The following is a 19564-nucleotide window of genomic DNA, read 5'->3' as shown; positions in this document are numbered from 1 at the left end:
CGGCCCCCCACCCCCGTCCACCCGAACGCCACATCCGCCAGGCGACCCGGCGGTCCCCCATGTCACGGTGGCACCGGCACCACCGGCACCACCGGCACCATCTCCCCGCGCCGCCGAGACCGGAGCGAACGACATGGCCGACCTGCAGGAAGACCCGCACGACGCCCCCACCGCCCCGGAGGCCCCCGGCTCGCTGGGCGCCGAGGACGCCCCCGCCGCGCCGCCGGCCGCCGCCCTGGACCGGGCCGCCGCGCTCCTTGCGGTCCATCCCGTTGCGGACGGGTGCAACACCCTGGTCCGGACCCTGCGCCAGAGCCCGTACCACGACATCGACACCCCGGACTCCGGCGTCGACACCGACATCCCCCGGCTGCGCGCCGGCGGCGTGGGCACGCAGTTCTGGTCGCTGCTTCCCCCGCAGGCGGCCGCGGGCGACGACAAGGCCGTCTCCGAGACCCTGGAACAGATCGACGTGGCGCGGACCCTGATCCGCCGCTACCCCGACCACCTCTCCCTCGCGCTGACCGCCGACGACATGGCCGACGCCCGCAACCGCGGCCGGATCGCCTCCTTCCTGGGCCCCGTGGCCGGCCGTACGCTGACCGGCTCGCTGGGCGCGCTCCGCGCCTTCCACGCGCTCGGCGTACGGATCGTCGCGCCCGCGGGAGCGCCCTGGGCGCGGGAGGAGCTGACGGACTTCGGCCACGAGGTGGTCATCGAGATGAACCGGCTGGCGATGCTGCTGGACCTGACCGGCTGCTCCGCGGTGGCGGCCTGTCAGCTCGCGACCGCCTCCAAGGCGCCGGTGATCATCTCGAACACGGGCGCGGCGGCGCTCAACCCGCATCCGGGAAACGTCACGGACGAGGTGCTGCTGGCGCTGCGGGCGGCGAACGGACTGGCGATGGTCACCTTCGACACCGCGCGGACCGGGGACTCCCTGCACGCGGTGGCCGACCACGTGGACCACGTACGGGCGCTCGCGGGCCCGAACGGCGTCGGCCTCGGCGCCACCTTCGGCGCCGAGCAGGGGAACCCGCGGCCGGCCGGTCTGACCGACCCCTCGGGCTACCCGAGGCTGATCGCGGAACTGCTGGACCGGGGCTGGCCGGAGTCCGACCTGGCCCTGCTGACCTGGGGCAACGCCCAGAGGGTGCTGCGCGACGCGGAGTTCACCTCGCGCGCCGCACAGCACCATCGCACCGCTTACGACAGGGCCTAGGCGGAGGCGGACACCTTCGCCGACGCGGACCGCGGCACCGACAGCTCGTGCTTCGGCACGACCGTGGCCTTCCACAGGCGCAGGCCGGACCACACCGTGGCGTAGAGCAGGATGCCGTTGCGCGCGCACAGCAGGACGGTGCCGAGCGTGGTGGTGGCGAGGATGTCCTCGCCGTACCAGACTGGGAAGATCAGCGTGGTGAGCACGGTGGCGACGACCAGCAGCCACGCGATCGGGCGCTGGGTGGTGTGCCGCGAGGTCAGGCAGACGGCCGCGAGGCCGAGCAGCCAGATCATGTACTGCGGGCTGATGACCCGGCTGGTGACCGTGAACAGCATGATGGCGCAGAGTGCGGCGTCGAACGGGGTGGCGTTCGACCAGCGGCCGGCCTTGACGCGCCACAGCAGGAGCAGCAGGAAGCCGATCACGGTGAGGCCCAGGGAGGCCCGCGCGATTGCCGGCACGTACGGGCCGACGTACTCGAAGGCGCCGTACTGGAACGTGATCTCGCCGGGCCAGAGGTCGAGGAGCTTGGCCGCCATCAGCGCGGAACCGCCGAGGGACTCGATCTGGACGCCGCGGTCGCCCTGGTTGCCCAGGAAGCCGAGGCTGTCGCGGAAGAGCGCCGCGAAGACGGCGAGCAGCGCGACGCAGGAGAGCGCCGCCGCGACGACGGCGTCCCGCGTCGACTTTCCGCGCGGGGTGCCGAGCAGGGCCAGCAGCGGCCACACCTTGACCATGGCGCCGATGCCGGCGATGACACCGCCGAGCCTCGCGCGGTAGCGCAGGCAGAGCAGCGAGGCGACGGCGAACAGGGTCACCTGGACGTCGTAGCGGGCGAACGGAGTGGCCATCAGCAGCGGCAGCGAGACCAGCCACAGCACGGCGCCGGCCATGCTGCCGTCGTTGCGCCGGGCGGCACGCTGGAGGCCGATCAGGATCACCGCGTCGCAGAGCACCGTCAGGGCGACGAAGGCCTGGAAGTAGGTGAGGAAGGGCAGCAGGTCGGGCGACAGGAAGATCGCCGCGGCCGCCGGCGGGTACTGCCACATGATGTCGTTCGGCGGCATCGTCCACGTGACCAGGACGTCGTACCAGTTGTGGTAGGTCGCGGTGACCTCTACGCGGACGACGTTGGAGCTGAAGACGTTGTTGACGAGCATGTAGAGCATCGCGGCTCGAGTGGCCAGCCAGAAACCCGCGATGCCCAGCAGGGCGCCGCGTCCTCGCATGGCCGCGTCAAAGGATCCCCGCCGCTCACGCGCGGCGGGCCCCGCCGCCGCGGATGCGCCGGAGTTGGTCCGAGGGCTGCTGGTCGTGGTCATCGGCCCGAAGTGTAGTTCTTGACGCGCCGCTCGCACGGCTCGGCCCCGGCGGGCCATTGCTTGTCGACGCGCCGGGCGGGGGTCAGGCGTGGGTCGCCCCATGGCCGGTACGTCCAGCCCGCGGTGGCCCCCACCGCACCGAAGCACCCTCGGACGCGGCCCTCTCTCCGCCGGGTGGCCGGGTGGGGTTCGCTACGCGTGCGGGCGGCCCATGGCCCGGTAGGTCCACCCGGCGGCCCGCCGGAGGACGGGGTCACCCTCTTGACGCGGCTCTCGCGCCGTTCGGCCCTGGGGGCCTTCCGGGCTTCGTGCCGCTGCGCCGGACTCCGTCCGTCGGGTGGCCGGGTGGGGTTCGCTACGCGTGCGGTCGGCCCATGGCCCGGTACGTCCAGCCCGCGGCCCGCCAGAGGACGGGATCGAGGGCGTTGCGGCCGTCGAGGATGAGACGGTCGGTGACGACCTCGCCCAGACCGGCCGGGTTGAGCTCGCGGAACTCGCGCCATTCGGTGAGGTGGAGGACCACCTCTGCGCCGCGGGCCGCGTCCAGCGCGGAGTCCGCGTACCCCAGCGTGGGGAAGACCCGCCGGGCGTTGTCCATGCCCTTGGGGTCGTACACCGTGACCTGTCCGCCCTGAAGGTGGATCTGCCCGGCCACGTTCAGCGCGGGCGAATCCCGCACATCGTCGGAGTCGGGCTTGAAGGTGGCGCCGAGCACCGCGACGCGCTTGCCGAGGAACGACCCACCCACCGCCTCGCGGGCGAGCTCGACCATGTGCCCGCGACGCCGCATGTTGATGGAGTCCACCTCGCGCAGGAACGTCAGCGCCTGGTCGGCGCCCAGCTCACCCGCCCGCGCCATGAACGCCCGGATGTCCTTCGGCAGGCACCCGCCGCCGAAGCCGATCCCGGCCCGCAGGAACTTGGCGCCGATCCGCTCGTCGTAGCCGATGGCCTCCGCCAGCTTCACCACGTCACCGCCGGCGGCCTCGCACACCTCCGCCATCGCGTTGATGAAGGAGATCTTCGTCGCCAGGAACGAATTGGCGGCGGTCTTCACCAGCTCGGCGGTCGGGTAGTCGGTGATGACCAGCGGGGTCCCCTCCGACATCGGCGTCTCGTACACCTCCCGCAGCAGCTTCTCGGCCCGCTCACCCTCGGGCCCGACGCCGATGACGATCCGGTCGGGGTGCAGCGTGTCCTGGACGGCGAAGCCCTCGCGCAGGAACTCGGGGTTCCAGGCCAGCTCCACGTCGTGGCCGGCCGGGGCGAGGGCGACGAGCTTGGCCGCCAGCCGCTCGGCGGAGCCCACCGGCACGGTCGACTTGCCCACCACGAGGGCCGGCCGGGTCAGGTGCGCGGCCAGGGATGACATCGCGGAGTCGACGTAGGACATGTCACACGCGTACTCGCCGTGCTTCTGCGGAGTGTTCACGCACACGAAGTGGATGTCGCCGAAGGCGCCCACCTCCTCCCAGGAGGTGGTGAACCGCAGCCGCCCCGAGGACCCCGGCAGTCCGGCCACGTGCGCGCCGAGCAGCTCCTCCAGCCCCGGTTCGTACATCGGGACCCGGCCGGCCGAGAGCATCTCGATCTTCTCCGGGACGACGTCGAGCCCCAGCACCTCGAAACCGAGCTCGGCCATCGCGGCGGCGTGCGTCGCGCCGAGGTAGCCGGTGCCGATCACAGTGATCTTGAGGGGGGCCATGAGTGCTCCAGAGGTGCGGGGCCGTGTGCGGCACCGAGCATAGTCGGGCCCGTGAGCGGGGAGGTTTCCCGTAAGGCACCACCGGCGCCCCCGCTGTCACGAAGCTCACGTACGCGCCGCATATCGCTGCCCGGGCGGCGGACACTAAGCTTCGGTTACTTAACGGTAGTTAGCATCACGCATCACCCTGGGGAGTGAGAGATCTTGGCGGGTTCTGCCGACTTCGACCTGTACCGCCCGGCCGAGGAGCACGACATGCTCCGCGAGTCCGTCCGCTCGCTCGCCGAGGCGAAGATCCTGCCGTTCGCGGCGGCGGTCGACGAGGAGTCCCGCTTCCCGCAGGAGGCCCTCGACGCCCTGGTGGCCAGCGACCTGCACGCCGTCCACGTGCCCGAGACCTACGGCGGCGCCGGGGCGGACGCCCTCGCCACCGTGATCGTCATCGAAGAGGTGGCCCGCGTCTGCGCCTCCTCCTCCCTCATCCCGGCCGTGAACAAGCTCGGCTCCCTCCCGGTGATCCTTTCCGGTTCGGAGGAGCTCAAGGCCAAGTACCTCGGCCCGCTGGCCAAGGGCGACGCGATGTTCTCGTACGCGCTCTCCGAGCCCGACGCGGGCTCCGACGCGGCCGGCATGAAGACCCGCGCGGTGCGCGACGGGGACTTCTGGGTCCTCAACGGCGTCAAGCGCTGGATCACCAACGCGGGCGTCTCCGACTACTACACGGTCATGGCGGTCACCGACCCGGAGAAGCGCTCGAAGGGCATCTCGGCCTTCGTCGTCGAGAAGTCCGACGAGGGCGTCTCCTTCGGCGCCCCGGAGAAGAAGCTCGGCATCAAGGGCTCCCCGACGCGCGAGGTCTACCTCGACAACGTACGGATCCCCGCCGACCGCATGATCGGCGCCGAGGGCACCGGATTCGCCACCGCGATGAAGACCCTGGACCACACCCGCATCACGATCGCGGCCCAGGCCCTCGGCATCGCGCAGGGCGCCCTGGACTACGCCAAGGGCTACGTCCAGGAGCGCAAGCAGTTCGGCAAGCCGATCGGCGACTTCCAGGGCGTGCAGTTCATGCTCGCGGACATGGCCATGAAGATCGAGGCCGCCCGCCAGCTGACGTACGCGGCCGCCGCCAAGTCCGAACGCGTCGACGCCGACCTCACCTTCTTCGGTGCCGCGGCCAAGTGCTTCGCCTCGGACGTGGCGATGGAGGTCACCACGGACGCCGTCCAACTCCTGGGCGGCTACGGCTACACGCGCGACTACCCGGTGGAGCGCATGATGCGCGACGCGAAGATCACCCAGATTTATGAAGGCACGAACCAGATCCAGCGCATCGTCATGGCCCGCAACCTGCCGTAACAGGTCTTTCGCAGGTCGGCGGCCCCCGGCACTCCGCCGGGGGCCGCCACGCGTGCGCGATCGGAGCAGGCCCCGGCACGAAGGCGTCCGCCCAGTCGGTGTCAGTCATGGTCGAGCTCCTCAGAGTTGGCGGGCGATGCCGTGAATGACGTCGCGCGAGGCCGTCCCGTCGAGAGCGTGCTCGTCCATCCAGCGCAGGTGGTGCAGTGCTCCCGGCGCACGTCTTCCCATACCGGCTCGCTAACGATTCTGACCCGGCGGACGGATACGCCGCGCGCGACCGCCTCGGCGTCCTGGTCCTGGAACCCTCGCCACCACGACGACCGGTCGTCCCAGTCGATCCAGCCCGACCGGGGCGGGGCCCCCGGCGATCACGCGGAATCCGGGGAGGCATCCTCATCGCACAGAACCTGCCGTGACCGGAACGTGGCCGGAGGCGGCCCTGGCGGGGATGCCGCCAGCCTTCGCCCGCCCCCGGATGGGCTAAATTTGGACCTTCGTACGCCCGAACCGGTTGGGGAGAAGACAATGACGGAAGCGATCCTGCTGGTTGGCGGGCAGGGGACGCGACTGCGCCCCGTGACGGTCAATACCCCCAAGCCGATGGTCCCGGCCGCAGGAGTGCCGTTCCTCGCCCACCAGATAGCCAGGGCCGCCGCCGCCGGCGTCACGCACATCGTGATGGCCACCTGCTACCTCGCCGAGGTCTTCGAGCCCTACTTCGGCGACGGATCCGCCTTCGGTATCACCCTCGAATACGTCGTCGAGGACGAGCCCCTCGGTACCGGCGGCGCTATCCGCAACGCCGCCCAGCGCCTGACGGGTGGTCCGGACTCCTCCGTCCTCGTCTTCAACGGGGACATCCTCACCGGCCTGGACATCGCCGGCCTGGTCCGGTCCCACCAGGCGGCCGACGCCGACGTCTCACTGCACCTGGTGCGGGTCGAGGACCCGCGCGCCTTCGGCCTCGTGCCCACGGACTCCGAGGGGCGGGTGCTGGCCTTCACCGAGAAGCCGCAGACCCCCGAAGAGATCATCACCGACCAGATCAACGCCGGCTGCTACGTCTTCCGCCGCAGCGTCATCGACTCCATCCCGGCCGGTCGCTCGGTATCCGTCGAGCGCGAGACCTTCCCGGGTCTGCTCGCCTCCGGTGCCAAGCTGCACGGCGTCACCGAGGAAACGTACTGGCTGGACCTCGGCAAGCCCGAGTCCTTCGTCCAGGCCTCCGCCGACCTCGTGCGCGGTGTCGTCTCCTCCCCGGCCGTCCCCGGACGGCGCGGTGAGTTCCTCGTACTCCCGGGCGCCCACGTGGCGGAGGGTGCCAAGCTTTCGGGCGGTACCGTGGTGGGGGCCGGCGCCCGCATCGAAGCGGGCGCGGTCGTCCAGGGCTCCATCGTGCTGGACGGTGCGATCCTCGGCCCGGACACGGTGGTGAACGCGAGTCTCATCGGCGCCGGTGCTTCGGTGGGTTCTCGCACGGTGGTGAACGGCGCGGTCATCGGTGACGGCGCCGTCGTAGGGGCTGACAACGAACTTCGCGCAGGGGTGCGGGTGTGGTGCGAGGCTGAACTGCCCGCCGCCTCAGTCCGTTTTTCCTCTGACCGGTGACCAACTTCAGTGAGGCATAACCCTGTGATAGGCGAGCAGCAGACTCCCCGCGCGACCGACGTCGCAACCACGAAGCTCCCCGACACCTGGGCGCACACGCCGCTCACCGTGGTCATGCCCACCTACAACGAGGCGGGCAACCTGCCGGGCATGGTCGAGCTGCTCATGGGCCTCGACCAGCCGGGCCTGCGCCTGCTGGTCGTCGACGACTCGTCGCCCGACGGCACCGGCAAGATCGCCGACGAACTCGCGGAGGGCTTCCTCACCGAGGACGGCAAGCCGCGCATGTCGGTCCTGCACCGCACCGCGAAGGACGGCCTCGGCCGCGCGTACGCGGCGGGCATGGCCCAGGCCGTCGAGAACGGCGCCGAGTACGTCCTCCAGATGGACGCGGACGGCTCCCACCCCGCCGGCAAGATCGCCGAGATGCTGGGCGTCGCCCGCTCGACCGGCGCCGGTCTCGTCGTCGGCAGCCGCTACGTGCCGGGCGGCACCCTGTCCGACGCGTGGGGCGCGCACCGCAAGCTGCTGTCCCGCTGGGCCAACGCGTACGCGAGCACCATCCTGGGCACCCGCGTCCGCGACATCACGGGCGGCTTCAACCTGTGGAGCGCCGAGGCGCTCAAGGCGGTCGACCTCGCCTCGATCGGCAGCGCGGGCTACAGCTTCCAGGTGGAGATGAAGTTCAAGGCGCTGCGCCGCGGCTTCCAGGTGATGGAGGTCCCGATCCACTTCGAGGACCGCACCGTCGGCGAGTCCAAGATGAACCTCGCCGTGCAGCTGGAGTCCATCGCCATGCCGTGGAAGCTCCGCGCCCGCGCCGCCAAGCGCTGACCACCCGCAGTACGGGATCGCGGTACGGGAAGGGGGCACCCCTCGGGGTGCCCCCTTCCCGTACGCCGGTCACTGTCCGCGGACGGTGACCTTCTCGTCGTTCTGGATCTCCTTCACCAGCTGCTGCAGCTTCGCCTTGTCCCAGACGAGGTTCCCGCCGCGCTGCCCGGAGATCGGCATGTTCATCGACACGCCGTCACCGCCGTTGACGCCCTTCATCGCGAAGAACATCTGGCCCATGTCGTACAGGCCCATGTCCTTGTCCACGACGAGGGTGTCCAGGCCGGCGCCCAGCAGCGGGTAGAGCTCGAACGGGTTGAGGACGGTGGACGGGGTCGCCGCCTGGCTGGCGAGCGCCGACAGGAACTTCTGCTGGTTCTTCGTCCGCTGGAGGTCCGACTCGGCGAAGGCGTACCGGGTCCGTACGAAGGCCAGCGACTGCTCGCCGTTCAGGGTCTGCTTGCCGGCCTTGAAGTCGGCGCCCGACTTCTCGTCCTTGAAGCCCTGTTCGATGTCCAGTTCCACGCCGCCCAGCGCGTCCACGATGTTCGCGAAGCCGGCGAAGCCGATCTCCGCGTAGTGGTCGATGCGCAGGCCGGTGTTGAACTCCACCGTCCGCACCAGCAGCTCCGGTCCGTCCTCCGCGTACGCCGCGTTGAGCTTGACCCGCCTCCCCTGGGAGGGGAACTTCTTGCCCGACTGCGACCCGACGAAGGACGGGATCTCCACGTCCGAGTCGCGCGGCAGCGAGATCATCGTGTTCCCGCTGGAGCACTTGGCCAGGATCATCATCGAGTCGGTCCGCTTGCCCTCGGCCGAGCCCGTGTGGAGCTTCTTCTTCTCCGCGTCGGACATACCTTCGCGGCTGTCGGAGCCGACGATCAGGTACGTCGTGCAGTCGCCCTCCTTCGGGCGCTCGATCACCTTGGAGAGGTCCACCTCCCGGCGCACCTTGGAGTCGGCCCAGAAGTAGGTGGAGACCGTGGTCACCAGCAGCGCGGAGACCAGCACGATCGAGCCGATCTTGATCCGCTTGCGCCAGTCGACGACGACCCGGACCGGGACGGGGCCACCGCCCGGTCCGCCGGGGCCGCCCGGCCGCCGGCCGGGGCCGCCGGGGCCCGCGGGAGCCCCGTAGACCTGGCCGGTGTTGTAGCCGCTGTCGAAGCCGCCGTGCGCGTCGGGGCCCTGCCCCTGCGGCGGCACTCCGTACGCGGGCGGGCCGGCCGGAGGCGGCGGCGACTGCGGGGGGACCGGCGGCCGGGTCGGTGCTGCCTGCCGCCGGATGTGACGCATCCGCTGCGGTCCGTCCGCCGGGGCCTGCCCGCTGCCGCGCCCGTATCCGTCATCGCGGCGCCCGCGCTCGTCGCGCTCGCCGCTCCACCCGTCCCAGTCACTCATGCGGACAAGGATGCCTGGCCGCGCGCGTCGCCCGACACCCCGGTGCGGGCTTCGTGCCAGTGCTGTTGCAGACCTGATGCCTGCAATACCCAATTAAGGTGGCTGTATGACAGACACACCGGGCGAGCTGCCGGGCAAGCCGACCTCGGCTTCCCGGACCACCCTCAGCCACATCATGACCGCCAACGACACCAACCTCCTCGGCACCGTGCACGGCGGCGTCATCATGAAGCTGGTGGACGACGCGGCCGGCGCGGTGGCCGGCCGCCACTCCGGCGGTCCCGCCGTCACCGCGTCCATGGACGAGATGGCCTTCCTCGCCCCGGTCCGGGTCGGCGACCTCGTCCACGTCCGGGCGCAGTGCAACTGGACCGGCCGCTCCTCCATGGAGATCGGCGTACGGGTCCTGGCCGAGCGGTGGAACGAGTCCACCCCCGCCACCCAGGTCGGCAGCGCCTACCTCGTCTTCACGGCGGTCGACGCCGACGGCAAGCCCCGCACCGTCCCGCCCGTGCTCCCGGAGAGCGAGCGGGACGAGCGCCGCTACCAGGAGGCCCAGATCCGCCGCACCCACCGGCTCGCCCGGCGCCAGGCGATCATGGAACTGCGCGAGCGCCGCTCCGCCGAGGGCCTGGACGACTGACCACGCGTACGCGTGTTTCGGATCACGGATCCGCCGCAGGGCCGTGAGCCGGTGTGAGCCCCCCGTAAGGTGGCGTGCGACGTCCGGGTGTACCCGCCAGCAGATGTGACGTCAGATCCTGAGCCGGACACATCGCGGAGTCGTGCCCCCATGTCAGCTGTCATACCACCCCTGCCCGTGCGTGACGCCGTGCCGGCGCAGTCGGCCCGTCCGGCCGGAGGCGGCCCGCGCCGCCCCCGGCTCTACGTCCTGGACGGGCTGCGCCTGATAGCGGCGCTCTCCGTGGTCGCCTTCCACTGGGCCGGCGTCAACATCCACCCCGAGGTCTGGGGCAACACCCCGCAGAACCTGATGCCGAGCGTGCACCGGGTCGCCTCGTACGGGTGGATGGGCGTCCAACTGTTCTTCCTGATCAGCGGTTTCGTGATCTGCATGTCGTGCTGGGGCCGGTCCCCCCGGGACTACTTCACTTCCCGGGTCGTGCGGCTCTACCCGGCGTACTGGGTCGGCATCATCATCACCACCCTCGTGGTGAACTTCGCGGCGACCGTCCGCGCCGCCCGCGAACCGATGAGCATCAGCGACGTGCTGACCAACCTCACGATGCTGGAGCGCCCCCTCGGCGTGACCGAGGCCGACGGCGTGTACTGGACCCTTTGGATCGAGCTCCGCTTCTACCTGCTCTTCGCCATCGTGGCCGTGATGGGGCTGACCTACCGCCGCGTGCTGGCCTTCTGCGGGATCTGGACGATCCTCGCGGTGATCACGCCGGGTACGGACAGCAAGCTGATGGACACCGTCTTCATGCCGCAGGACGCCCCGTACTTCATCGCGGGCGTGGCCATGTACCTCATCTACCGGTTCGGTGCGAACCCGATGCTCCTCGGGGTGGTCGGCTTCTCCTGGCTGTACGCGCAGAACCGGCTGCACATCACCGTGGGCGGCTACGAGTACGAGGTGCACCACACCCTGTCCTGGCCGGTGATGGCCGTCATTTCCGCCGGGGCCTTCCTCGTCATGCTCGCCGCCGCGATGGGCGCCCTCAACTGGATCCGCTGGAAGTGGCTCACGGTGGCGGGCGCCCTCACGTACCCCGTCTACCTGCTCCACCAGGAGCTCGGCTGGGCGATGATCCGCTGGGGCCGCGACCACGGCATCGCCCCGTTCCAGCTGCTGGCCATCTGTCTGGCCGTCATCCTGCTGCTCTCCTGGCTCGTCCACCGCTTCGCCGAGCGGCCGTTGTCGGCGTTGCTCAAGCGGCTGCTGGACGGGGCGAAGGTCTCGCTGCCCAAGAGCGATCCGCCGGTCCGCCCCAGGTGAACCACGGGTGGCGGGCGCCGTGCGGGAGTGGTTGCCGCCCCGGGCACTGATCTACCCTGACACGTCGAGCCCGGTCCGGATTCCCCCATGCGCCGGGGCCACTCGCGCAGCTGCCCCTTGATGGATCCGGAAGGTACGTGCAATGACCACCAGCAGTACGGCTGTCGTGGCCGGGGCCGGCTCCGGCCGCCCCGCCGAGAACGACGGGGCGGGACACCGCGGCGGTTCGCGCGCGACGCGCCGGGCCCGCTTCGACTGGCTGTGGGCCGCCGTGCTGACCTTCGCCGTGGCCTGCATAGGCAGCGGCACCCCGAACCTCTGGCGCGACGAACTCGCCAGCTGGAACGCCGCCATCCGCGGCACCGGCGACCTCGTCGAGATGCTGGGCAACGTGGACGCCGTCTCCGGGCTCTACTACCTGCTGCTGCACGGCTGGGTCGCCGTCTTCGGCGACTCCGCGACGATGCTGAGGATGCCCTCGGCCATCGCCATGGCCGGCGCCGCCGCGTTCGTCGTGCTGACCGCCCGCAAGGCGTTCGACCGCCGCACCGCCCTCTTCGCAGGCCTCCTCTTCGCCCTGCTGCCGTCCGTCACCCGCTATGGCCAGGAGGCCCGCTCCTACGCCTTCGCGGTGCTCGCGGTCACCGCCGCGACCTGGTTGCTGCTGCGGGCGCTGGACCGCTCGGCTCCGGCCCGCTGGGCACCGTACGCCGTCGCGGTGGCGGCGGCCGGGCTGTTCCACATCGTTTCGCTGCTGTTCCTGCTGCCGCACGTCCTGATCGTGCTCCTGCGCTGGTGGCAGGACCGGCGCGGGCGCACCGTCGTCAGCTTCGCGGTGACGGTCGCCGTCGCCCTGGTCCCGGTGGTTCCGCTGGTACTGCTGGGGCAGCGCCAGGTGGGCCGGCAGATCAGCTGGATCAAGACCCCGCACCTGCGCAGCATCGCGGACGTCTGGGACACCCTCTTCGGTTCGCCGCTCGTCGCGCTCGCCCTCGCGGCGCTCGCGCTGCTCCCGCTCGCGTGGACCCGCGGCCGTCGGCCCGCCGTGGAACTCGTGCTCGTCGGCGCGGCCCCGATCGCGGCCGCCTGGGTGGTCTCCCAGGGCAGCACCTCCTACTTCATGGACCGCTACCTGCTCTTCACCATGCCCGCCTGGGTGGTCCTCGCCGCCGCCGGTCTGGCCGCCCTGCGGCCCCGGCCGCTCGGGGTGGCCGGCCTGGCCGCGGTGATCCTCCTCGGCCTCTCCGACCAGCGCCAGATCCGCACGGAGACGGTCAAGAGCGGCCGCGAGGGCGAGGAGGCCGCGCGGATCATCGCCAAGGGCTACCGGCCCGGTGACGGCTTCGTGCCGGTCCGGGGTGGCGACAGCGTGTTCATGGTCGACTTCCAGGTCGCGTACTCCCTGCCGGAGCGGGTGAAGCTGCGCGACGTGTTCGCGCAGCGCTCGGCCGTGGCGAGCGACGACCTGTTCCCGGTGGAGTGCGAGCGGCCCGAGCAGTGCCTCGGTACCACCCAGCGGCTGTGGGTGGTCACCTGGAGCGGTACGCCGAACCCGTACCACAAGCTCCCCAAGGAGCAGGCCGACGCGCTGGAGAAGCACTACAAGCTCGTCGAGAAGACGAAGGTGCACGGCCTCCAGGTCTCCCTGGTGGAGCGCGTCCGCTAGCGGTACCACCCACGGTGCGCGGGCGGGACGGGATGGGCGCGGTTACTTCCCGCAGATCACCTGGTCGCCGCTGACCACGCCGAACTCGCCCTGGTACGGGTCCTGCGCCCGTACCGGCACGACCTTCTTGTAGTCCGCCCCGGCGATCACCACCACCGTCCTGCCCTGGCCCCGTACCGCGCGCAGCTCGCTGCCCGGCAGGGCCGTGGAGACCGTACGGGCGGACCGGTCCCACCGGGGGTCGTACGAGACCACCGTGCGCTTGACGTCGCGGCCGGCGCCGTTGCCCGGGGCGCCGGTGGTGTCGAAGCCGGTGGCGCGCAGCGCCGCGTCGACCCGGCCGCCGAGCCCGTCGATCCGGGAACCGTTCTCCACCTGGACCTTGATCTGCCGCGGGGGCACGTCGACCGGCACCGCCGTGGGCCGGCCGGTCGTCCCGGGCCGGGCGGGGGCCAGCGGGCGGTCCTGGCGCAGGGCTTCGAAGAGCTTGGCGGCCTTCGGCTCGTCCCACTTCACCGTCGAGCCGATGCCCTTGACCGGGTACGAGGGGTTGCCGACCGGGACCGAGGCGAACTCGGAGGAGGAGGGGCTGAAGTCCCGCATGGCCTGCCCCAGCGCCAGCATCTGCTCGGATCCGAAGCCCTTGTCGGCACGGACCGACCCCAGCAGGGTCGAGCTGACCTGCTTGAACTTCACCGGGTTCAGCAGCACCCCGCTCCCGGTGGCCTGCTTGATCAGGGCGGCGACGAACCGCTGCTGGCGCTGCATCCGGCCGAGGTCGGAGGCCCCGTCGACGTGGCGGGAACGCACGTACTGCAGGGCCTGGCCGCCGCTGAGCCGGTGGGTGCCGGCGGGCAGGTCGAGGCCGCTGTGGCTGTCGCGCATGGTCCTGGTGGTGCAGATCTCCACGCCGCCCATGGCGTCGACGGTCTTCATGAAGCTGGTGAAGTCCACCTCCAGGTAGTGGTCGATCTTCACGCGGGTCATGTTCTCGACGGTGCGCACGGTCAGGTTCGGCCCGCCCTCGGCGTAGGCGGCGTTGAGCTTCACGGGGTGCGCCTTGTGCGGTTTGCCGGTCACCAGGTCCTGGTGGGCGGGGACCTCGGCGTAGCTGTCGCGGGGCAGGCTGATCACGCTCGCCCGCTTCCGGTCGGCGGAGAGGTGCACCAGCATGATCGTGTCGGTGCAGTTGCACGGCGCCCCGCCGAGCCGGTACTCGCGCTTCTCGTCCGCGCTGATCTTCTCGCGGCCGTCGGTGCCGACGAGCAGGAAGTTCAGCCCGTGCCCGGCCTGCGGACGGTTCTTCATGTCCTTGAAGGGGTCCACCCGGTCGATCCCGGTGTCCAGGCCGGTCATGACGGCGTGCCCGATCGCGCCGGAGCCCAGCACCACCACCGACAGCCCGGCCGCGATCCGCAGCCCCCACCGCGGCTTGTCTCCCCGGCGCCGGGCCTGACGGCCGCCGCCCCGCCGCGCACGCTGCGGCTGGGTGGGCCTGGCGGGTCGGGTGGGACGGTGCGGCTGGGGCACGAGGGACACCTCCGCGGGGAACAGCAGGGGAACAGCGGGGAGCAGCCGGGCCGGCCGGCAGACGCTTCAGATCCGTCAGAACAGTAGGCCCATACGATCAGCGTCTGTCCGTACCGCTCGTCCGGCGCGCAACCGGTTCCCCCGTACGCGGTAACGTGACACCGATACCCGACCGTGAAGGACGACATGCCCACCCAGCAGCCCGCAGTCTCGGTGATCATGCCGGTGCTCAACGAGGAGCGCCATCTGCGTGACTCCGTCCGGCACATCCTCGGACAGGAGTACGCAGGCGAGATGGAGGTGGTGATCGCACTCGGGCCGTCCACGGACCGCACCGATGAGATCGCCGCCGAACTCGTACGCGAGACCGCTTCCAGCGAACGCGCGCGCGTCCACACCGTCCCGAACCCCACCGGCCGCACCCCCGCCGCCCTCAACGCCGCGATCAAGGCCTCGCGCCATCCGATCGTCGTCCGCGTCGACGGCCACGGCATGCTCTCGCCGAACTACATCGCCACCGCCGTCCGGCTCCTGGAGGAGACCGGCGCCCAGAACGTCGGCGGCATCATGCACGCCGAGGGCGAGAACGCCTGGGAGGACGCCGTCGCCGCCGCGATGACCTCCAAGGTCGGCGTCGGCAACGCGGCCTTCCACACCGGCGGCCAGGCGGGCCCCGCCGAGACCGTCTACCTCGGCGTCTTCCGCCGCGAGGCGCTGGAGCAGCAGGGCGGCTACAACGAGGAGTTCATCCGCGCCCAGGACTGGGAGCTGAACTTCCGCATCCGCGAGGCCGGCGGGCTCATCTGGTTCTCGCCCGAGCTGAAGGTCCAGTACCGCCCGCGTCCCTCCGTACGGGCGCTGGCCAAGCAGTACAAGGACTACGGCCGTTGGCGGCACGTGGTCGCCCGCTACCACCCGGGCTCGATCAACCTGCGCTACCTGGCCCCGCCCACCGCCGTCTGCGCGATCGCGGCCGGCGTGGTGGCGGGCTTCGCCCTCACCCCGTGGGCCTTCGCGGTCCCGGCCGGCTACCTCGCGGCGATCACCGCCGGGTCCCTCCCGGCGGGCAAGGGCCTCTCGCTGAAGGCCCGGGCACAGATCCCGGTCGCCCTCGCCACCATGCACATGTGCTGGGGCTTCGGCTTCCTGACCAGCCCGCGCGCGCTCGCGGACAAGGTCATCGCCAGCCGCCGCCCGTCGGTGCGCACGGATCCCTCGGAAGTCTGAGCACAGCGGAAGGGGTGACCCGGTCCTCGTGGACCGGGTCACCCCTTCCGCGTGGTGCCCCGCCGCGGCTCAGCTCCAGCGGTACGGCTTGTACACGTCCATGCAGGCCCCGGTGTCCGAGCCGTTGAGGGCGTCCGCCGTGTCCGGCACCGAACCGGCCTCGGGCGGCGCCTGCTGCGGGTAGGCGGCGCCCTCGCGCCAGTCGGCGCCCACGATCAGCGTCATACGGGAGACCGCAGCCGACTGCTGTACCGAGCTCGCCGGGATGCCGAGGGCCGCCGCGACGCTCTGTGCCTCGTCCGCCAGGTCCGCGCCCGGGTAGCGCAGGACGGTGGTCTTCTCGGGGATGAGCGCGCTGTCCGCCTTGGCGGCGGTGAAGCCCTTGGCGACCAGCGCCTCCGTGACCGCGCTCGCGCGCCCGGGCGTCAGCGGCATTTTGCCGGCCGCCGTGCCGTTGACCACGTGTACGGAGATCTTGTCGGGTGCCGTGACCGGCGCCGTGGAGGGCTGTTGGCTCGGCGTGCCCGGCGCGGGGGCCGACGCACCCGGCGTCGCGCCGGGGGAGCCCGCCGGGGCCTGCGGATTGCCGTTCTTGTCGAAGGCCACGTCCTTGCGGACCATCAGCCACAGCTTCTCGGCGTCCGACGGGTGCACGACGAGACGGTCGCTGTCGCGGGGGTCGGGGAGCGTCGGCATCGTCGTCATCGTGATGCGGTTGGTCGGGACGTCCTTGAGCTGCATCGCCAGGTTGTAGAGCTTCTTGACCGTACCGATCTCCTCGGAGACCTCCAGTGCCTTGGTGGCCGCCTCGGCCAGGGCCGTGATCCGGCCGGCGTCGGCGAAGGCGCTCTGGCCCTTGAGCTCGCGCATCATCGAGTTCATGTACATGTGCTGGGCCTGCGCCCGGCCCAGGTCGCTGCTGAAGGCGTGGCGGGTACGCAGCCACTGGAGGGCCTGCTCACCCTTGACCTTGGTGGTGCCGGCCTTGAGCTTGAGTCCGGAGCCGCCGGTGTTGGTGGTGAGCGAGCGGTCCCAGACGTTGTCCTTGACACAGACGTCGACCCCGCCGATCGCGTCGGCCATCTGCACGACCCCGGAGAAGTCGATCATCATCCAGTGGTCGATGTAGACGTTGGTCAGCTTCTCCCAGGTGGCCAGGGTGCAGCCGGGACCCCCGCGCCCGAGGGTTTCGTTGATCATCGCGTGGGTCTTCTTGAACTTCTCGCCGGTCTTCGGGTCCGTGCACTCGGGTATGTCGACCCGGGTGTCCCGGGGAATGCTGACCACGGAGGCGTTCTCCCGGTCGGCCGACACGTGCAGCAGCATCTGCACGTCCGCGAGCGGAGGATTCCCGACGCTGTCGCGGTTGCCGCCGAGCTCCAGGTTCTCCGGCTTGTTCCGGCTGTCGGAGCCGAGGAGCAGGATGTTCAGCGGGCGCTGGCCCTTGGCGTTCGCCTGGGACTTCTCGACACCGCTGTCCCCGCTGAGGCGCTGCCCGCTGCGGATGTTGGCGTCGAGATGGCGGTAGTACAGGTACCCGGCCGCCGAAGTGGCCAGGATCAGGAACGCCAGGACGGACGATGCCCAGAGCAGCACCCGCCGCCGTCTGCGCCGGACCGGACGCCCGCCGCCCCCCGCGGACCGGGAGCCGCCCGAGCCCGCCCTGGGTGGGGGTATCGCGCCGGACGCGCCCGTCCCGCCGCCGGATATGCCATCGGCGGCCCGGTCGGGCGCCCCCTCCCCCCGCACGCTGCTGTGCCTCACGCGTACCCCCCTCAAGATCACTGTTGTCGTATCGTGCCGGTCCTGCCGGCCACCGACCGTCACGCGACGGTCGGTCTGAGCGCGGCGCCGCTCACCGGCGCCCGCCGTCTGAGCTCATGCGCTCACCGCGCGCAGACCGCCTTGTCCGCCTCGATCCGCTGGAGCCCCTCGGGCGCCTGCTGCGGAGTGGACGGTGCGCCGAGCGGCGCCCCCGGCTCCTTGAAGTCGGCGCCCAGCGTCAGCTTCATCGGGGTCTTCGACCCCGCGTCGGCCTCGGCGATCTTCATGGCCGAGGCCGACAGCCCCATCATGTCCGCCAGCGCCCGGGCCTGGGCGGCCTGGTCGGGAGCGTATTCGAGCTGGGTACTGCCGAGCTTCACGGGGGCGTTGCCGTGGTTGTCGGCCCGGTACACGCCCTTGCTGTTCCGCAGCCAGGCCATGGTGGTGGACGCCGACCCCGAAGGGCCGCCGCCGTTGTAGACGTTCACCCGGATGTCTCCGGCGAGTGCGCGCTCGCCCTGGAGCAGCGCGTCCTGCTTGTTCTTCGCCTCGGTGTCGGCCGCCTGCTTCGCGGCCGCCTCCTTCTTCTCGACCTCCGTGAGCGAGACGTCCCCACGGATCATCTCCAACAGCGGCTCGGCCTGGGAAGGGTTGACCACGACGGTCGCCTTACGGTTCGGCGGCTCGTCGGGATTGTCGAGCACCGGCAAGGTCGTGAAGGTCACGTTCTTGAGGTCGATGTTCTTCAACTCACCCGCGAGATCGGTGAGCTTGCCGATGGACCCCAGCCCCTGGTCCACGGTCAGCGACTTGGTGGCCGCCTCCGCGAGCGAGAAGAACTTCTTCGGACTGGTCAGCGTCTGCTTGGACTTCATCTCGCGCATCATCGCGCCCAGGAACTGCTGCTGGGTCTTGATCCGGTCGAGGTCGCTCTCGTTGCCGAAGGCGTGCCGGGTCCGTACGAAGGCCAGCGCCTGCTCGCCCTGGAGCCGGTGCTCACCCGCCTTCAGGTCGAGCTTGGAGGCCGTGTCCTTGACGTCCCGCTCCACACAGACGGGCACCCCGCCGACCGCCGTGCTCAGGCTCTTCACCGCGTTGAAGTCGACCATCATGAAGTTGTCGACCTCGATCCCGGTGAGCTCCTTGACCGTCCGCATCGTGCAGCCCGGGTCGCGGCCTTCCTGGCCCAGGCTGTTGTTGAAGCGGGTGCCCTTGGTGGCGGGGATGTCCTTCACCGAACCGTCCACCTTCGTCGGACAGACCGGGATGTCGGTGATCAGGTCGCGCGGGATGGACAGCGCGGTGGCGTTGGACCGGTCCTTGGCCACGTGGAAGAGGATCGTGGTGTCGGCGTGACCGACGCTCTCCTTGTCCCCGTACCCCTCGTTGCCCTTGCCGCTGCGCTTGTCGGTGCCGATGACCAGGATGTTGATCGCCTGGTCCTTCTTGAAGCTGCCCGAGTGCCCGGTGTCGATGACGTTGAGGTTGTCGTTCAGGTGCTCGAAGTAGAGGTACGTCCCCAGCGAGCCGCCGACCAGCAGGAACGCCAGGGTTCCGCCGGTGACGAGCAGGGCCTTCCGGCGGCGCCGGTTGCCGCCACCGCCCTTGCGGGAGCGGCCGCCCCGACGGCCTCCGGGCGGGCCGTCGCCGCGGCGGGGCCTCGGTACCGCGGGCGACGGCGTGACGGGTGCGGGGGGAGCCGCAGAGGATCTGCGGGATCTGCGGGGGGAGGCGACGGAAGGCTGCTGCGCAGCGGAATGATCCAGTCGCAGTTCGTAGTTGCCAGTGCGGGAATTGAGGACCCACTGGTCTGCGGGGTCGATCTTGTCTGCCCGCCCACGGCTTTGCGCATCCACGGTTGCTCGAATCCTCCGTCGGTGCCTCACGACGCGCCTCCCCCCAGGCGCGCGGTCAACGATCCGGCTGCTGGTGCAGGGCCTCTTTGCCGACCGTG

The 19564-nt window shown here is 70.9% G+C and carries 14 protein-coding genes and 1 pseudogene; 8 read left to right on the top strand and 7 right to left on the bottom strand.

Going from position 1 to position 19564, the window contains the following annotated elements; translation table 11 throughout:
- Positions 1-133: 133 nt before the first annotated feature.
- Complete coding sequence (locus ACWDYJ_RS13650) at positions 134-1222, top strand: membrane dipeptidase (RefSeq protein WP_451565692.1); 1089 nt, start codon at positions 134-136, stop codon at positions 1220-1222.
- Here the strand turns inward: ACWDYJ_RS13650 and ACWDYJ_RS13645 are convergent.
- Positions 1219-2547 (bottom strand): glycosyltransferase 87 family protein, encoded by a 1329-nt coding sequence (locus ACWDYJ_RS13645; RefSeq protein ID WP_451565691.1) that lies wholly within the window; start codon positions 2545-2547, stop codon positions 1219-1221. The two genes, ACWDYJ_RS13650 and ACWDYJ_RS13645, sit on opposite strands and share 4 nt — an antisense overlap.
- 355 nt (positions 2548-2902) lie before the next feature.
- Positions 2903-4252, bottom strand: a complete 1350-nt coding sequence (locus tag ACWDYJ_RS13640) for a UDP-glucose dehydrogenase family protein (RefSeq protein ID WP_451565690.1) — start codon at positions 4250-4252, stop codon at positions 2903-2905.
- Between the two features lie 204 nt (positions 4253-4456).
- On the opposite strand from ACWDYJ_RS13640, the gene ACWDYJ_RS13635 reads away from it, so the two are divergent.
- Positions 4457-5614: an acyl-CoA dehydrogenase family protein gene (locus ACWDYJ_RS13635; protein ID WP_451565689.1), complete on the top strand. Its 1158-nt coding sequence runs from the start codon at positions 4457-4459 to the stop codon at positions 5612-5614.
- A gap of 263 nt (positions 5615-5877) precedes the next feature.
- Here ACWDYJ_RS13635 and ACWDYJ_RS13630 read toward each other — a convergent pair.
- Positions 5878-5955, bottom strand: a pseudogene (locus ACWDYJ_RS13630) (DUF6879 family protein); the annotation flags it as partial.
- A gap of 187 nt (positions 5956-6142) precedes the next feature.
- On the opposite strand from ACWDYJ_RS13630, the gene ACWDYJ_RS13625 reads away from it, so the two are divergent.
- The gene (locus ACWDYJ_RS13625) at positions 6143-7225 is read left to right on the top strand and encodes a sugar phosphate nucleotidyltransferase (protein WP_451565688.1); all 1083 of its coding nucleotides are present in this window, start codon (positions 6143-6145) and stop codon (positions 7223-7225) included.
- 24 nt (positions 7226-7249) lie between these two features.
- On the top strand, positions 7250-8059 hold the full coding sequence (locus tag ACWDYJ_RS13620; RefSeq protein WP_451565687.1) for a polyprenol monophosphomannose synthase: 810 nt from the start codon (positions 7250-7252) through the stop codon (positions 8057-8059).
- Positions 8060-8128: 69 nt separating this feature from the next.
- On the opposite strand, the gene ACWDYJ_RS13615 is transcribed toward ACWDYJ_RS13620, so the two are convergent.
- On the bottom strand, positions 8129-9460 hold the full coding sequence (locus ACWDYJ_RS13615) for an LCP family protein (RefSeq protein ID WP_451565686.1): 1332 nt from the start codon (positions 9458-9460) through the stop codon (positions 8129-8131).
- A 106-nt stretch (positions 9461-9566) separates the two neighbouring features.
- Between ACWDYJ_RS13615 and ACWDYJ_RS13610 the strand changes: the two genes are divergently transcribed.
- The 3 genes from ACWDYJ_RS13610 to ACWDYJ_RS13600 all read left to right on the top strand — a co-directional run bounded on the left by ACWDYJ_RS13610 (position 9567) and on the right by ACWDYJ_RS13600 (position 13089).
- The gene (locus ACWDYJ_RS13610) at positions 9567-10103 is read left to right on the top strand and encodes an acyl-CoA thioesterase (protein ID WP_451565685.1); all 537 of its coding nucleotides are present in this window, start codon (positions 9567-9569) and stop codon (positions 10101-10103) included.
- 150 nt (positions 10104-10253) lie between these two features.
- Positions 10254-11423 carry an acyltransferase family protein gene (locus ACWDYJ_RS13605; RefSeq protein WP_451565684.1) on the top strand — a complete coding sequence of 390 codons (1170 nt, stop codon included), beginning with the start codon at positions 10254-10256 and terminating at the stop codon, positions 11421-11423.
- 142 nt (positions 11424-11565) lie between these two features.
- Positions 11566-13089: a glycosyltransferase family 39 protein gene (locus ACWDYJ_RS13600; RefSeq protein ID WP_451565683.1), complete on the top strand. Its 1524-nt coding sequence runs from the start codon at positions 11566-11568 to the stop codon at positions 13087-13089.
- Positions 13090-13131: 42 nt separating this feature from the next.
- Here ACWDYJ_RS13600 and ACWDYJ_RS13595 read toward each other — a convergent pair whose 3' ends face one another.
- The gene (locus tag ACWDYJ_RS13595; RefSeq protein WP_451565682.1) at positions 13132-14619 is read right to left on the bottom strand and encodes an LCP family protein; all 1488 of its coding nucleotides are present in this window, start codon (positions 14617-14619) and stop codon (positions 13132-13134) included.
- A 186-nt stretch (positions 14620-14805) separates the two neighbouring features.
- Between ACWDYJ_RS13595 and ACWDYJ_RS13590 the strand changes: the two genes are divergently transcribed.
- The gene (locus ACWDYJ_RS13590; RefSeq protein WP_451565681.1) at positions 14806-15846 is read left to right on the top strand and encodes a glycosyltransferase family 2 protein; all 1041 of its coding nucleotides are present in this window, start codon (positions 14806-14808) and stop codon (positions 15844-15846) included.
- A gap of 69 nt (positions 15847-15915) precedes the next feature.
- Here ACWDYJ_RS13590 and ACWDYJ_RS13585 read toward each other — a convergent pair whose 3' ends face one another.
- Positions 15916-17610, bottom strand: coding sequence for an LCP family protein (locus tag ACWDYJ_RS13585; protein WP_451565680.1), 1695 nt, complete (start codon positions 17608-17610; stop codon positions 15916-15918).
- A 122-nt stretch (positions 17611-17732) separates the two neighbouring features.
- Positions 17733-19466 carry an LCP family protein gene (locus ACWDYJ_RS13580; RefSeq protein WP_451565679.1) on the bottom strand — a complete coding sequence of 578 codons (1734 nt, stop codon included), beginning with the start codon at positions 19464-19466 and terminating at the stop codon, positions 17733-17735.
- Positions 19467-19564 lie beyond the last annotated feature (98 nt).

Source organism: Streptomyces sp. NPDC003042 (assembly GCF_053591315.1).
This window is presented reverse-complemented; position numbering and strand designations above follow the sequence as displayed.

Coding starts and splice junctions, on each gene's coding strand:
- ACWDYJ_RS13615 (WP_451565686.1), bottom strand. CDS start 9,460: ATGAGTGACTGGGACGGGTGGAGCGGCGAGCGCGACGAGCGCGGGCGC.
- ACWDYJ_RS13600 (WP_451565683.1), top strand. CDS start 11,566: ATGACCACCAGCAGTACGGCTGTCGTGGCCGGGGCCGGCTCCGGCCGC.
- ACWDYJ_RS13605 (WP_451565684.1), top strand. CDS start 10,254: ATGTCAGCTGTCATACCACCCCTGCCCGTGCGTGACGCCGTGCCGGCG.
- ACWDYJ_RS13650 (WP_451565692.1), top strand. CDS start 134: ATGGCCGACCTGCAGGAAGACCCGCACGACGCCCCCACCGCCCCGGAG.
- ACWDYJ_RS13640 (WP_451565690.1), bottom strand. CDS start 4,252: ATGGCCCCCCTCAAGATCACTGTGATCGGCACCGGCTACCTCGGCGCG.
- ACWDYJ_RS13590 (WP_451565681.1), top strand. CDS start 14,806: ATGCCCACCCAGCAGCCCGCAGTCTCGGTGATCATGCCGGTGCTCAAC.
- ACWDYJ_RS13645 (WP_451565691.1), bottom strand. CDS start 2,547: ATGACCACGACCAGCAGCCCTCGGACCAACTCCGGCGCATCCGCGGCG.
- ACWDYJ_RS13625 (WP_451565688.1), top strand. CDS start 6,143: ATGACGGAAGCGATCCTGCTGGTTGGCGGGCAGGGGACGCGACTGCGC.
- ACWDYJ_RS13610 (WP_451565685.1), top strand. CDS start 9,567: ATGACAGACACACCGGGCGAGCTGCCGGGCAAGCCGACCTCGGCTTCC.